Origin of the sequence: Mesorhizobium sp. M0037 (assembly GCF_040323635.1) — a bacterium.
In the GTDB taxonomy this organism is placed as follows: Bacteria; Pseudomonadota; Alphaproteobacteria; order Rhizobiales; family Rhizobiaceae; genus Mesorhizobium.
Genome location: NZ_JAMYVB010000009.1, coordinates 168,626 through 182,941, shown reverse-complemented (window position 1 = coordinate 182,941; position 14,316 = coordinate 168,626). Strand labels below are relative to the sequence as shown.

Here is a 14,316-nt window from a genome sequence, read left to right as displayed (position 1 = left end):
ATCCACAGTCGCGGCATCCGCCTTGGCCCTCATGCTCGGCATGACAAGCGTCCGCGCCGAAGACACGGTCGATCCCAACGCCAAGCAAGGCGGCGCCATCACCATCACCTACAAGGACGATGTTGCGACCCTCGATCCGGCGATCGGCTATGACTGGCAGAACTGGTCGATGATCAAGAGCCTGTTCGATGGGCTGATGGATTACGAGCCAGGCACCACCAACCTGAAACCCGATCTGGCAGAAAGCTACGAGATTTCGCCCGACGGCCAGACCTTTACCTTCAAGCTGCGCCATGGCGTGAAATTCCACAATGGCCGCGAGATGACGGCCGACGACGTGAAATATTCGCTCGACCGCGTCACCAATCCGAAGACGCAGAGCCCCGGCGCCGGCTTCTTCGGCTCGATCAAGGGCTATGACGATGTCGCTGCCGGCAAGGCCGAAGGCCTTTCCGGCGTCACCGTCGTCGATCCCTACACGGTGAAGTTCGAGCTGACCCGGCCCGACGCCACCTTCCTGCATGTCATGGCCATCAATTTCGCCCATGTCGTGCCGAAGGAAGAGGTCGAGAAATATGGCGCCGATTTCGGCAAGCATCCGGTGGGCACCGGCGCCTTCAAGCTCGCCGAGTGGACACTCGGCCAACGCATCGTCTTCGAGCGCAATGCGGATTACTGGCACAAGGGCCTGCCGCATCTCGACAAGATCACCTTCGAGATCGGCCAAGAGCCGATCGTGGCGCTGCTGCGCTTGCAGAAGGGCGAGATCGATGTGCCCGGCGACGGCATTCCGCCGGCCAAGTTCCAGGAGGTGATGGCCGATCCCGAGCAGAAGGCGCGTGTCGTCGAAGGCGGTCAGCTGCACACCGGCTACGTCACCATGAACACCACCATGGCGCCGTTCGACAATGTGAAGGTGCGTCAGGCCGTCAACATGGCGCTCAACAAGGCGCGCATCATCCAGATCATTAACGGCCGCGCCGTGCCGGCCAACCAGCCGCTGCCACCGTCGATGCCAGGCTACGACAAGGAATACAAAGGTTATCCCTATGACGTAGCCAAGGCCAAGGCGCTGCTGGCCGAGGCCGGTCATCCCGATGGTTTCGACACGCAGCTGTTCGCCATGAACACCGATCCCAACCCGCGCATTGCCCAGGCGATCCAGCAGGACCTGGCGGCCATCGGCATCAAGGCCAGCATCCAGTCGCTGGCGCAGGCCAATGTCATCGCCGCCGGCGGTGACAAGGCCGGCGCGCCAATGATCTGGTCGGGCGGCATGGCCTGGATCGCCGACTTCCCCGATCCGTCGAATTTCTACGGCCCGATCCTCGGCTGCGCCGGCGCGGTGCCGGGCGGCTGGAACTGGTCGTGGTACTGCAATAAGGACCTCGACGCCAAGGCGGCCGAGGCGGATTCTGTGGTCGACCCGGCAAAGGCCGGCGAACGCGACAAGATGTGGAGCGCCATCTACGACAAGGTGATGGAAGACGCGCCCTGGGCGCCGGTCTTCAACGAACAGCGCTTCACCATGAAATCCGCCCGAATGGGCGGCGCCGACAACCTCTATGTCGACCCGGTCCATATCCCGATCAACTATGACAATGTGTACGTAAAAGATGTGCAATAGCTGCGACTACACCATCCATGGGCGCCATCACCATTTCGGCTGGGACAATTCCTTTGTCCCGGCCGAGCGGGTGGCGCCCGGCGCGACCATCGAGTTCCAGTGCCTCGATGCCGCCGGCGGCCAGCTGAACGCCGACAGCACGGTCGCCGAAATCGTCAAGCTCGACTTCGCCGGGGTCAACCCGGTGACCGGGCCGATCTTCGTCGAGGGCGCCGAGCCGGGTGACGCGCTCAAGGTGACGATCGAGATGTTCAAACCGTCCGGCTTCGGTTGGACGGCGAACATTCCCGGTTTCGGCCTGCTCGCCGACGACTTCACGGAACCGGCGCTGAACATCTGGAAATACGATGCAGCCGCGCTCGAACCGGCGCTGTTCGGGAAAAACGCGCGCGTGCCACTGAAGCCGTTCGCCGGCACCATCGGCAATGCGCCGGCTGAGATGGGGCTTCACTCGGTGGTGCCGCCACGGCGGGTCGGCGGCAATCTCGACATCCGCGATCTCGCTGCCGGCACGACGCTCTATCTGCCGGTTGAGGTGGCCGGCGCGCTGTTCTCGGTCGGCGATACGCACGCCGCACAAGGCGATGGCGAGGTCTGCGGCACGGCGATCGAGAGCCCGATGGACGTCGTGCTCAAGCTCGACCTTGTCAAGGACGCCAGGCTGAAGACGCCGCGCTTCACCACGCCGGGCCCGGTGACGCGCCATCTCGACGCCAAGGGTTACGAGGTGACGACGGGGATTGGGCCGGATCTGATGGCGGGCGCGAAGGAGGCGGTGGCGCAGATGGTCGATCTGCTCGCTGGGCGTTACCAGATCGATCCGGTCGAGGCCTATATACTGGCCTCGGTGTGCGGGGACCTGCGCATCAGCGAGATCGTCGACATGCCGAACTGGGTGGTGTCGTTCTATTTTCCGCGTTGCGTGTTTGAATGACGGTACGTCGGCGCCGCACCCCCACCCCGCTGCTTCGCAGCGACCCTCCCCACAAGGGGGAGGGTAAAGCGCTGCCACCCTACCTCCCCCTTGTGGGGAGGTCGGACCGGAGGTCCGGGTGGGGGGCAGCGCCAAGGTTTGTGCGAATGGTGCGACGGAACCAATCCGTCGCAGGGCTCCACCCACAATGACCCTCGCCGACACCCCCGTCCTCTCCATCGCCAACCTCTCCGTCAGCGTGCGCGGCGAGGACGGCGAGCGCAATGTAGTCTCCAACCTGTCGCTGACGCTGGCGCGCGGTGAGACGCTTTGCATTGCCGGCGAATCCGGCTCCGGCAAGTCGATGACCGCGCTGGCGATCATGCAGCTTTTGCCGCAGCCGGCCGCGCGCATATCGTCAGGCATGATCCGTCTTCGGGATGGGAATCGGGGCGACACCGACCTAGCAACCCTCGACGAACGCCAGATGCGGCGCATTCGCGGCGACCGCATCGCCATGATCTTCCAGGAGCCGATGACCTCGCTCAATCCGGTGCTGTCGATCGGCCGGCAACTGACCGAATCCATCGAAGCGCATACCAGCCTGTCGTCGGCGCAAGCCCGCCAGCGCGCGATCGAGGCGTTGAAGGCGGTGCGCATTTCGGAGGCGGAAAGCCGGCTAAAGCAGTTTCCGCACGAACTCTCCGGCGGCATGCGCCAGCGGGTGATGATCGCCATGGCGCTGGCGCTCGAGCCCGACGTGCTGATCGCCGATGAGCCGACGACGGCGCTCGACGTCACCGTGCAAGGCGAAGTGCTGGAGCTGTTGCGCGACCTGCAGCGCCAGCATGGCACCAGCGTCATCCTGATCACCCACGATATGGGCGTGGTTGCCGAAATGGCCGACCGGGTCATCGTCATGCGCGACGGCCGCATGGTCGAAGAAGGCACGACATCGGATATTTTTGCCCGCCCGCAGGCCGACTATACGCGCGAACTGCTGGCTGCCGTGCCGCGCATCGGCAGTGGTGTCGGTCGACAGAAATCCAGGGATGCGATTGACGTCTTGAAACCGGCCAATGTCGCCGAGGTCAACGACCTGCATGTCCGCTTCGATCTGCGTGGCGGCATCTTTGGCCGGGTCACCCGCCGCGTCCACGCCGTCGAGGGCGTCAGCTTCTCGATCGCGCCCAACGAAACGCTTGCTCTGGTCGGCGAATCCGGCTGCGGCAAGTCGACGACCGCCAAGGCGCTGGCCGGACTGGCGCCGTATAGCGGCGACATCGTCATTGGCGGGCGCAATCTCTCCGGTCTTGGCCGCGACGAGCGCAAGGCGGTGCGCCGTGACGTCCAGATGATTTTCCAGGATCCCTTCGCTTCGCTCGATCCGCGCATGCGCGTCGGCGAGCTCGTCGCCGAGCCGCTGGTGATCCATGGCATCGCCTCCAAGGACGAGCGCCGCGAACGGGTGGGGGCGCTGTTCGAGCGCGTCGGCCTGTCGGCCGACCAGATGGAGCTTTACCCGCACGAATTCTCCGGTGGCCAGCGCCAGCGCGTCTGCATCGCCCGAGCGCTGGCGCTACGACCAAAACTGATCATCGCTGACGAAAGCGTCTCCGCGCTCGACGTCTCGGTGCAGGCGCGTGTGCTCGATTTGCTGAAGGAATTGCAGCGCGAATTCGGCGTCGCCTATCTCTTCATCTCGCACGACATGGCGGTGGTCGAGAACATTTCCGACCGCGTTGCCGTCATGTATCTCGGCCAGATCGTCGAGATGGGCACGCGCGACCAGGTGTTTTCCAACCCGCGCCATCCCTACACCAGGCGGCTGATCGACGCCGTGCCGGTGCCCGATCCGGCGCAGCGCAGAACGCGCTTCGCGCGCCTCGACCAGGAAATCCCGAGCGCCACCCGCAGGATCGGGGAGGCGCCGCTGAAGCTGGCGCTGAACGATGTCGGCGGCGGCCATCTGGTTGCTGCGGAAAGCTGAGCCCGCACTGGCTGGCAGCTGTTCTTTTACTTTGTTGAGTACAACCAAGAACTGCCGTCTCGGGTTTACCGCGTCTTAGGTGGACGGCGGCCACTATACGGTCGGAGTTCTTGCCAAGGGGAAAAATAGTGCTCAAGGCGGTTCTGCAGCTGCTGCCGGGTCGGTTCATGGATGTGCGCATGCGCGTATCCGCCGACTACGAGACGCGCGTCGTGGAGCGGCCCGGGCGCTGGATGAAGGCTGCCGAACTGGAGCAGCTGAGCAGCGATCTGCGGCTGGTAGCGTCCAAGACACTGAAGTTCGGCAGCCTGACCTATGGCGTGTTTTCCGGCGACCGCAGCCGGCTGGAACATTCCATCATCACCATTGTCTACCGGCGCAGCGACCGGCAGCCGATCGCCTTCAACTCGCTGGCGCTGATGGAGATATCGCTCGCCGGCAAGCCCTATGAAGTCTTGCACCTCGGTCTGGTCATGATCGATCCCGACGAGCGCAGCCGCGGGCTGAGCTGGATCCTCTACGGCCTGACCTGCTTCCTGATGTTTTTGCGCAATCAACTGCGGCCGATCTGGATTTCCAATGTCACCCAGGTACCCGCTGTCGTCGGCATGGTCGCGGAGGCGTTCAGCAATGTGTTCCCAGGACCGCATGCCGGCGCGCGCCGCTCGCTTACCCATGTGCTTCTGGCGCGGCAGATCATGGCGCGCCATCGCCATGTCTTCGGTGTCGGCCCCGAAGCTGGTTTCGACGAAGAGCGCTTCGTCATCACCAACGCCTATACGGGCGGCTCGGACGATCTGAAGAAGACCTTCGACGAGGCGGCCAAGCACCGCGTCGAGACCTTTAACGAGTTCTGCCGCAAGGAACTCGACTACACGCGCGGCGATGATGTGCTGCAGATCGGACAGATGAGCTTTCAGTCGGCGCGCACCTATCTCGCCGACGCGGTTCCGCGCGGCTCGCTTGCCGCCCTTGCGGTAGCAGGTGCGGCGGCCACGCTGCAGCGGCTGGTTTTGCCGGTGGTACACTGGGCGGATAGCAGCCGCCAATGGAATGTGCTGAGACCATGGACACGCTGATGGCTTCATCCGTGATGATGCCTGGGTGTGAGCTGATGGGCGCTGACCGATGAACCTCGACGACACGCTCGTGGCCGACACCATCACCTCGCTGGCGGCGCTGTTCGGGCTGCTGATCGTGATATCGGTCGTCGGCGGGCGCGACACCGGCGATCCGCTGTCGCGGCGTTTTCTGTTCGGTTTGCGGGTGCTGACGGTTCTGCTCGCCTGCCGCATCCTCGACTGGACTACCGGCCTCGCACTCTTCCGCTTCGTCACCATCGCGGCGGCGGGCCTGCTGCCGCTGGCCGCACTGCTGCTGACCGAGGGGCTGTTGCGCCGGCATGCGCCGTTTGCGCTAAAGTTCTTTGCCGCCGGCGGCGCCCTGCTGTTTCTACTGCTGGCGCCGATCCCGGAACGCTTTGCCGAGCCATGGCGGATGGCGGTACTACTTGCCTTCCAGTTCGGAGGTTTTCTCGCCATCGGCTGGCTGGTGATGACGCGCGATCGCGACAGCCTGTCGGCGGCCGAAAACCGCACGGTCGAGCGCATGGCGCTGTCGCTGCTGTTGATCATTCCGTTCATGGTCACCGACTACCGGCCCGGCCTGTTCGAAGTGCCGGTTCGGCTTGGCGGCATCGCCATCCTGTTCCTGTGTTGGCTGACGATCGGCCTTGGACGCGCGAGCCTCGGCCATCGCGACACGATCGGCGCCTTTACCGTGATTACGCTGAGCTCGGTTTTCGCCGGGCTGGCGCTGGGCGGCATCGACGATCTCGGCTGGCGCGGCAGTGTGCAGGGCGTGGTGATCGTGCTGTCGGCGACGCTGCTGGCAGTCATCTACAATGACAGCGTCAGCCTCACCGCGGAGAAGCGCCGCGACTCGTTGCTGAAGCATATGGCCGAGGGCGACCTCACCGATTCGGCGCGCTTCCTGCGCGGCCTGCAGAGCCATATTCTTGTCGACGGTGCGCTGATCCTGCCGGCAGCCGACCTCGGTGATTTCGACCTGAAGGTGCTGGCCCGTGCACTAGAGCAGGAGCCCGTGCGCTCGCTCGCCGATACGCAGCCGGGGGCGCCAGTCGACCAGGATATACGCGAGCAGCTGGCCTGGCTGTTCGAGAAATTTGAGGCGACCCATGTGCTGCTGGCGACGCTCGAGCCGTTGACCGTGGTGGCGCTCAACATGCCGGCGCTGGCATCGTCGCCGGGCGTGGAAATGGAGCTGCGGGCAGTCCAGCGCATGGCGATGCTGATCTCGCAGCGGCATGCGAAGGGTTGATCATACTGAACGGGCCGGCTCTTGCGTCGGCCCGTTGCCGTAGCCGGGTCAGGCGGCCTTGGTCTTCAAGGCCTCTTCGTCGCGCACCATTTTTGTCACGGCGGCGAAGTCGAGCTTGCCGGAGCCAAGGACCGGTACCTTTGAGACCACCCGCACTTCGGCCGGGACCATCAGGTCCATGGCGCCGTTGGCCTTGGCGTAGGCGAGGAATTCCGCTCGTGTGGCGCCGGATGCCTCAGTGATGAGGATCAGCTTTTCGCCCTTGCGCGCGTCGGGCACCGTGGCGACCGCCGACAGCGAGCCCTTCCACAATTCGCCGGCCAGCGCTTCGACAGCGGCGAGCGAGATCATCTCGCCGCCGATCTTGGCGAAGCGCTTGGCGCGGCCGCGAATGGTGATGAAGCCGCCTTCGTCGATAGCGACGACGTCGCCCGTATCATGCCAGCCGTCCTCCAGCGGTTCGAGCACGCCGGGCTTCTCGGCCCGGAGATAACCGGCCATGACATTGGGGCCGCGCACGAACAGCCGGCCGCCTTCGTCGACGCCGGGGACCGGATCGAGGCGGTATTCCATGCCGGGCATGATCTTGCCGACGGTTCCAGAGCGATTGTACATCGGCGTGTTGATGGAGATCACCGGCGCCGTCTCGGTGACGCCATAGCCCTCGAGTATGCGGACGCCGAACTTCTCCATATAGGTCATGCGCGTCGCTGTCTTGACCGGCTCCGCGCCGGCAAAACAATAGCGTATCGAGCGGAAGTCGTAGGGGTGCGCGGTGCGGGCATAGCCGGAGAGGAAGGTGTCGGTGCCGAAGATGATCGTCGCGTTCGAGCCGTAGATCAGTTCCGGCACGAGGCGGTAGTGCAGCGGCGAGGGGTAGAAATAGACCGGCACGCCGGAGATCAACGGCAGCACCGTGCCCGCGGTCATGCCGAAGGAGTGGAAGATCGGCAGCACGTTGAACACCTTGTCGCCCGAATGGAAGTCGATACGCGACGCCGCCTGGGCGGCGTTGGCCAGGATGTTGCGGTGGGTCAGAACGACGCCCTTCGGCGTGCCTTCCGAACCCGAGGTGAACAAGATCACCGCCGCATCGCCGGGCTTGCGTTTCGCGCGCGGCGTCGACTTGCGCAGCAAGCCGAGCAGCTTATCCTTGAGACTGATGGTCTTTCTGAGATCGTCGAGCCACACGATGTCGACCGAGCGACCGAGTTCCTCGACTACAGCGCCGAGCTTTGCCTGTTCGACGAACGCGCGGGACGTCAGCACGGTGCGGACTTCGGCGGCCTTGCAGGCGGACAGAATATTGGCAGCACCTGCGGTGAAGTTCATCATCGCCGGAACCTTGCCGGCGGACATGACGCCGAGCAGCGTCGCGCAAGAGCCGTTGGCGTTGGGCAGCATGATGCCCAGCGTCTGCTGGTCGGCATAAAGGTTCTGGAACTTCTCACCAAGCACGGCGGCAGCCGTGAGCAGCTTGCTGTAGCTGAGAGAACCGGTGATCGGATCCTGAACTGCGAGCTGATTCATGCCGCGTTCGTTCGCCGTCTCGATGATCTTTTCCAGTACGGTCTTGTCGATGTCCTGGGTGCGGAAAACGAGATCCGACATCACCTGGTAGAGCGCGGAACCCGCCGCGGCGCGGCGCTTGCGGCCCTTCAGCTCTTGCGGCACCTCGAGCTTGACCGGTTCCAGAATGGTCACTTTGACCTTCGGGAACAGGCGGCGGCGCACATGCTGCGAGCTCAACCGCGAGAAGTAGGTCTTCTCCAGCCCGTCGATGCGCACCGGCACAACCATCGAGCCGGTCTTGTCGGCAACCATGGCGGCGCCGTCATAGACCTTCATCAGGCCGCCGGTCACCGTGATGCGTCCCTCCGGGAAGATCACCAGCGGATCGCCGCCCTGCACGATCTTGATCAGCGTGCGGGTCGACATCGGCTTGGCCGGGTTGAGCGGCAAAGCGCGGGCAAGTTTCATGAACGGCTTCATCCACCAGGCCTGGGCAATGGTGTAGTCGATGGCGAAGACCGGCTCCTCATCGGTCAGCGTCAAGGCGAGCGGACCGTCGAGGAAGCTGACATGGTTGAGCGCCAGGATCGGCGCCTTGCCGGCCGCCTTGAGGTTTTCCATACCCTCGACTTCGAGGCGCAGGAAAGCGCGGAACAGGATGGAGACGAAGTCACGGAAGGGGTTCGTCGGCAAATATTTCAGCATCAGCCAGGCGGCAATCGCATTGGCCGCGACGAGGCCGAACAGGATGCCGCCGGTCGAGACCTTCGTCTGGATCAGGGCCATGATGATGCCGCCGCCAGTCATGAAACCGGCATTGACGATACTGACGGCGGCGACGACCCGGGCGCGCCGCGCTTCGGGCGACCAGGCCTGCACGGCGGCGAAGGTCGGCACCACCAGGAAAGCGGCTGCAATGGCCATGCCGGCGAGGTCGATGGCGACGCGGATCGTGTTTGGGCCGGCGAAGAATGCGCCAAGGGTTTCCGCCTGGGGCGACGGCGTCATGCCGGAGATGGTCCAGGCGAGATGCAGGCCGAACAGGGCGAGCAGCGCCGTGCCGACCGGTGCCGGCAACAGCACGATGCGGCCCTGCGACATCCAGGCGGCGATGGCCGAACCGATGGCGATCGAGACGGCGAACACGGCGAGGTAGACGGTGACGGCCATTTCGTTGCCGCCGAGCGAATCCTTGATCAGGACCGGCAGGAGCGAGAGCACGATGGCGCCGATCAGCCAGAACCAAGACGTCATCAGGCCGGCGCGCCAGATGCGCGTGTCGGTGCGCAATTCGGTGACCTGGCGCCAGGTCGAGCGGAAGATGTTCTTGTCGATGACAAGGTCGGGCGCCGCCGAACCGGTGGACGGGATATAGCGGCTGACGAGCCAGCAACCGACGGCGAGCGCCATCATGATCGGTCCGAACACCGCGACGCCGATACCATCGGCGGAAACGACGCCGCCGGCTATGGTGCCGCCGAGAATCGCGGCAAACGTGGCTGACTCGATCCAGGCGTTGGCCTTGGGCAGTTCCTTGCGTTCGAGGTGATCGGGCAGGATTCCGTATTTGATCGGTCCGAACAGCGCCGAGATGATGCCGAACATCAACAGCGCCGTCATCAGCACGGGAATGGACGACAGGGCGATGCCGACGACGGAGACACCCGCCGCGGCGATCTCGGCGAATTTCAGACGCTTGGCTATGAGAGCCTTGTCGAAGCGGTCGGCGAGCTCGCCGCCGAGCGCCGACAAGAGCAGGAAGGGAGCCATGAAGACGGCGCCCGCCAAGGTGACCAGTGATGCCGCCTGGTCCGCCGCCAGCGTGAACAGAATAAGGAACACCAGCGTGTTCTTGAGGAAATTATCGTTGAAGGCGGACAGGAACTGCGTCCAGAACAAGGGCGCAAAGCGCCTGGATGTCATCAGATGAGCTGTGGGACGATTGATCGGGGCGATTTCCATAGCGGCGACTTCCATTGGGCAAGACCGGTGAAAATCCTGACTGGATTGATCAGCGGTCTTGCGCGTTGAGCCTTGTTTAGCGGGAACCCGGTTACACTTCGTTACTGCGGCTGACTTCCATCAGCAACTTCTCGGTCTTGGCGTCTTCCAGCCGGTTGATGAAGCGGCTTGCCTCTTCCGAGTCGCGCAGTGTCTTGGTGATGGTGATCGAGGTGTGCACGAGCATGATGGCGGCCATGGCATAAAACCCCTTGGCGGCGAAGCTCGCCTCCATGAAGTAGATGCCGCCGGCCATCATTGTGGCGGCAACGGCGAAACTGGCCATGGTGAAGGTCTTCCAGGCGCTTGAGTCCTTGGGGGAATAGGTGTTCGGGGTCATCGATATGGTCCTTTCGTTTCAAGGTTAGGTTGGTTGGGCGTGGGTCTGTTTCAGGCTGGATACAATCAGGCTGGATACAATCAGACTGGATAACAATCAGGCCGGGTACGATCAGGCCGGCTTGGTCATGGTCTTCGTGAGCCGTTCGAGCACGGCGTCGGCGCTGCTTCTCAGCGGCGCACCGCAGCCGGCGGCCGCAAGCTTCTCTGAGACCGCGGCAGGATCGCCCGACTGTTCCATCTCGGCCATGGCGGCCGCGGTGTCGTCCATCTGCTTTTGCCTGGTGCGCAGGCGCAGCAGCGTCTCCTCGGCGTCCCTGAGCGCCGACAGGCTGGAGCCGGGCGCGCTTTCTCGCAGGCGCTGGGTCGAGTCGACCGCGGCAACGATGCGCTGGCCGCGCTGCAATTCGCGCAGGCGCATTTCGGAGACGCGGATAATCCGCTTGAGACGCTCAATCTCGGTGCCGAAGCTTTTCTGCGCCTCGGCGGAGGCGTCGCGTTCGGCTTCCAGCATGGCGATGGTTTCGGCGGCTTCGCGGGCCAGTTCATTCTGTCCCTGCTCGATCGCGGCGATCGTGCGCTTCTCCAAATCGTCGATGCGGAGGACAAGCTTCTTGTACTGCGCGACTTCCTGTTCGTTCTGGGCGATGGCAATTGCAACCGCCCGGCGGGCGGCCGCGATAGCGTCGGCGCAATCGCGGATCTGCTGGCGCAGGATTATCAGCGCGTTGCGGTCGACGACCGCCTCGGCGGCTTCGTAGCTTCGGCCGCGAACGAGAGCAAAAAACTGTTTCAACATTTCCGTTTCTCCTCTATGAACGTTGTTCATGAGGCAAAGTAGCACATTGTGAACGGCGTTCAAGGAGAAAATGAACGGTGTTCATGATTGCGCATAAGAGAAGGTTAATGACCGCAAAACGGGACGCCAAACGCGAGGACCTCAAAGGCAGGCTGATCGAGGCCGCGCAAGCGCGCATCCAGTCCTCGGGGCTCGCCGGTCTGCGTGCGCGCGACATCACGGCCGATGCCGGCTGCGCGCTGGGCGCGCTCTACACCGCCTTCGCCGACCTGGACGAGCTCATCCTGCACGTCAATTCGATCACATTGGCCAGGCTGGGGGCGGCCCTGCAGCAAGAGGCGACCGGCGTCGCCGAGCCTAGGGCAAGGCTGAAGGCGCTGGCCAAGGCCTATCTCGGCTTCGCCCGCGACAACCGCATGGCGTGGAAGGCGCTGTTCGAGCACCGTATGGCGCCAGGCGTGGCGGTGCCCGAATGGCATCTGGCCGAACATGCGGTGCTGGTCCAGCATCTGGTTGAGCCGCTGGCCCAGCTGCTCCCGGCGGCGGCAACGCCGGAGCTTTTGGCCCGCGCGCGCACGCTGTTCTCCGCCGTGCATGGGATCGTCGCCATCTCGCTCGAAGACCGTTTCATTGGCCTGGCGTCCACCGACCTCGAAAGTGAGCTGCTGGGTTTCGTCGACACGCTGGTGAGCGGACTGGAGACGGAAAGGGAATGAACTGCTGCGATCGGCTCTTGCCTCACGGCACTCTGCCCTTATGAAGATCGTGGCGCGGACTGCCGGTTGATCCAGGCCGGCTGAGACTGTTGGGGATATCCGGTGACAATCGATCAGAACCGTCGGTTTCGACCCGAAATACAGGGGCTGCGCGGCTTGGCGGTCGCGCTTGTCGTGGTCTATCACATATGGCCGGATGTGCTGCCTGGCGGATATGTCGGCGTCGACGTCTTTTTCGTCATCTCTGGCTATCTGATCACGGGCCTGCTGGCGCAGATGGCGCTGCGCGGCGGCCGGATTTCACTGATCGAATTCTACTCGCGACGGGTGCGACGGTTGTTGCCGGCAGCAACCCTGGTGCTGCTGGTGGCATTGCTGGGCACGCTGCTTTTCATCTCAAAGGCGCGCTGGGAGGAAATGGGCAACCAGATCGTGGCGAGCGCTCTTTATGTCGAGAACTGGCGGCTGGCCTCGATTGCGGTCAGCTATCTCGAGGCCGACACCTTGCCGAGCCCGGTGCAACACTACTGGTCGCTTTCCATCGAAGAGCAGTTCTACATCGCCTGGCCGTTGGTGATGATCGGCGTGATCTGGCTGGCGCGCCGCCGTGACCTTCCGCTGAGGGCCTGCTTGATCGGGGCGTTGTCGCTCATTTTCGCGGCATCACTTGTTGCCTCCGTCGTTTTGACGGCGACGGATCCGGCCCAGGCCTATTTCGTCAGCCATACCCGCCTGTGGGAATTGGCGCTGGGTGGTCTGCTGGTGCTGACCGAACACCAGTTTCGACTGGCGGCACTCACTAGACAGTGGCTGGCGATCGCCGGCATCCTGGGCATCGTTGCGTCCGCCTTGCTGTTTTCCGCTGCAACTCCATTTCCCGGCGTCAGTGCGTTGTTGCCGACCTTGGCCACAGTGCTGGTCATCCTGGCTGGCGAGGTTGAAGTCGGCCGGTTTCGTGGGCTCGATTCGTTGCCACTTCGTTTCATCGGCGATCGCTCCTACTCGGTCTATCTATGGCATTGGCCGCTGATCACCATCTTCCAGGCGCAGGGTCATTCGCTGACCCTTGCCGGCGGTTTCGGCCTGATTGCGGCGACCCTGCTTCTATCGGATCTGTCCTATCGATATGTTGAGCAGCGCTACCGGCAAGCTCGGGGCGGCGCCTGGTGGAAGCCGCTGGGATACGGCACCGCGGCGGTTCTCACATGCGTGGCCGCATCCGGCAGCCTGCTGCTCTTTCTGAAGACCGAACGCATCGACACCGCGCTGATCGGCACGCCTTCCTACCCTGGGCCCGCCGCTCTCGTCTCCGGCGCCGTGGTCCCGGACGGTGTGAACCTTCTGCCGCCGCTGGCCCGGCTGAGGCGGGACGTGCCGGTCGTGTATGCAAGGAAGTGCCACCAGGAGGAAAGCTCGGAGCCCAAACGATGCTCTCTAGGCGATCCCACGGGTGCGAAAACAATGGTTCTGGTGGGAGATTCTCATGCAGCCCAGTGGGTGCCGGCACTGGACAAGATCGCAAAGGACCGCAACTTCAAACTGGTTACCTTTACAAAATCCGCCTGCCCATTCACCCGCGTGGCCATCACGGCGGATGGCAAACCCAACGTCTTATGCGCGCAGTGGCACGAAAAGGTGCTGGCCGAGATCCTAAAGCTGAAACCGGATCTGATCTTCACCAGCCAGTCCAATTACGGAGCGGTTCAGCAAGACGTGATGATCGAGGGGCTGCGAAGTCTCTGGGGCGGGCTGACGGACGCCGGCTCGCAAATCGTTGCCATCCGCAACACGCCCTATATGAAATTCGACCCGGGCGAATGCCTGAGTTCGACCCCAACGAAATGCGTCACCAAACTGAGCGATATTGAGCGGAGCAACGTGTTGGCGCTGGCCGCGGAAGGACAGAAAAATGTGCGCGCCATCGATATGCTCGATGCCATTTGCGGGCCGCAACTATGCCCGGCAGTTGTCGGCAACATCATCGTCTGGCGGGACAGTCATCATCTGACCGCCAGCTACTCGCTTGCCCTGGCGCCCTATCTCGCAGCGAAGGCGGGGCTTTGACGAGACGTCTCGGAA

Annotated in this window: 10 protein-coding genes; 7 read left to right on the top strand and 3 right to left on the bottom strand. The window is 63.5% G+C overall.

All coding sequences use genetic code 11. The annotated features are described in order from the left end of the window. Nucleotides 1-31 precede the first annotated feature (31 nt). The 5 genes from NKJ78_RS16050 (at nucleotide 32) to NKJ78_RS16030 (ending at nucleotide 6,870) form a co-directional block, all read left to right on the top strand. Complete coding sequence (locus tag NKJ78_RS16050; protein WP_444849001.1) at nucleotides 32-1,627, top strand: ABC transporter substrate-binding protein; 1,596 nt, start codon at nucleotides 32-34, stop codon at nucleotides 1,625-1,627. Then, nucleotides 1,617-2,561 carry an acetamidase/formamidase family protein gene (locus NKJ78_RS16045; RefSeq protein WP_352562505.1) on the top strand — a complete coding sequence of 315 codons (945 nt, stop codon included), beginning with the start codon at nucleotides 1,617-1,619 and terminating at the stop codon, nucleotides 2,559-2,561. The genes NKJ78_RS16050 and NKJ78_RS16045 overlap by 11 nt, the downstream gene beginning before the upstream one ends. A 187-nt stretch (nucleotides 2,562-2,748) precedes the next feature. After that, on the top strand, nucleotides 2,749-4,530 hold the full coding sequence (locus NKJ78_RS16040) for an ABC transporter ATP-binding protein (protein ID WP_023698727.1): 1,782 nt from the start codon (nucleotides 2,749-2,751) through the stop codon (nucleotides 4,528-4,530). 128 nt (nucleotides 4,531-4,658) lie between these two features. Then, on the top strand, nucleotides 4,659-5,609 hold the full coding sequence (locus NKJ78_RS16035; protein WP_027050529.1) for a hypothetical protein: 951 nt from the start codon (nucleotides 4,659-4,661) through the stop codon (nucleotides 5,607-5,609). Between the two features lie 49 nt (nucleotides 5,610-5,658). After that, on the top strand, nucleotides 5,659-6,870 hold the full coding sequence (locus NKJ78_RS16030) for a hypothetical protein (RefSeq protein WP_023730197.1): 1,212 nt from the start codon (nucleotides 5,659-5,661) through the stop codon (nucleotides 6,868-6,870). A gap of 48 nt (nucleotides 6,871-6,918) precedes the next feature. On the opposite strand, the gene NKJ78_RS16025 is transcribed toward NKJ78_RS16030, so the two are convergent. From NKJ78_RS16025 to NKJ78_RS16015, 3 genes are all read right to left on the bottom strand, one after another. After that, nucleotides 6,919-10,344, bottom strand: a complete 3,426-nt coding sequence (locus NKJ78_RS16025; RefSeq protein ID WP_023737947.1) for an acyl-[ACP]--phospholipid O-acyltransferase — start codon at nucleotides 10,342-10,344, stop codon at nucleotides 6,919-6,921. 91 nt (nucleotides 10,345-10,435) lie between these two features. Continuing rightward, nucleotides 10,436-10,723, bottom strand: coding sequence for a YiaA/YiaB family inner membrane protein (locus NKJ78_RS16020; RefSeq protein WP_023668598.1), 288 nt, complete (start codon nucleotides 10,721-10,723; stop codon nucleotides 10,436-10,438). 111 nt (nucleotides 10,724-10,834) lie between these two features. Beyond that, nucleotides 10,835-11,521, bottom strand: coding sequence for a PspA/IM30 family protein (locus NKJ78_RS16015; RefSeq protein ID WP_023737946.1), 687 nt, complete (start codon nucleotides 11,519-11,521; stop codon nucleotides 10,835-10,837). A gap of 107 nt (nucleotides 11,522-11,628) precedes the next feature. On the opposite strand from NKJ78_RS16015, the gene NKJ78_RS16010 reads away from it, so the two are divergent. Further along, nucleotides 11,629-12,237, top strand: coding sequence for a TetR/AcrR family transcriptional regulator (locus NKJ78_RS16010; RefSeq protein ID WP_023737945.1), 609 nt, complete (start codon nucleotides 11,629-11,631; stop codon nucleotides 12,235-12,237). A gap of 102 nt (nucleotides 12,238-12,339) precedes the next feature. Beyond that, complete coding sequence (locus tag NKJ78_RS16005; RefSeq protein ID WP_084014270.1) at nucleotides 12,340-14,301, top strand: acyltransferase family protein; 1,962 nt, start codon at nucleotides 12,340-12,342, stop codon at nucleotides 14,299-14,301. Nucleotides 14,302-14,316: the final 15 nt, after the last annotated feature.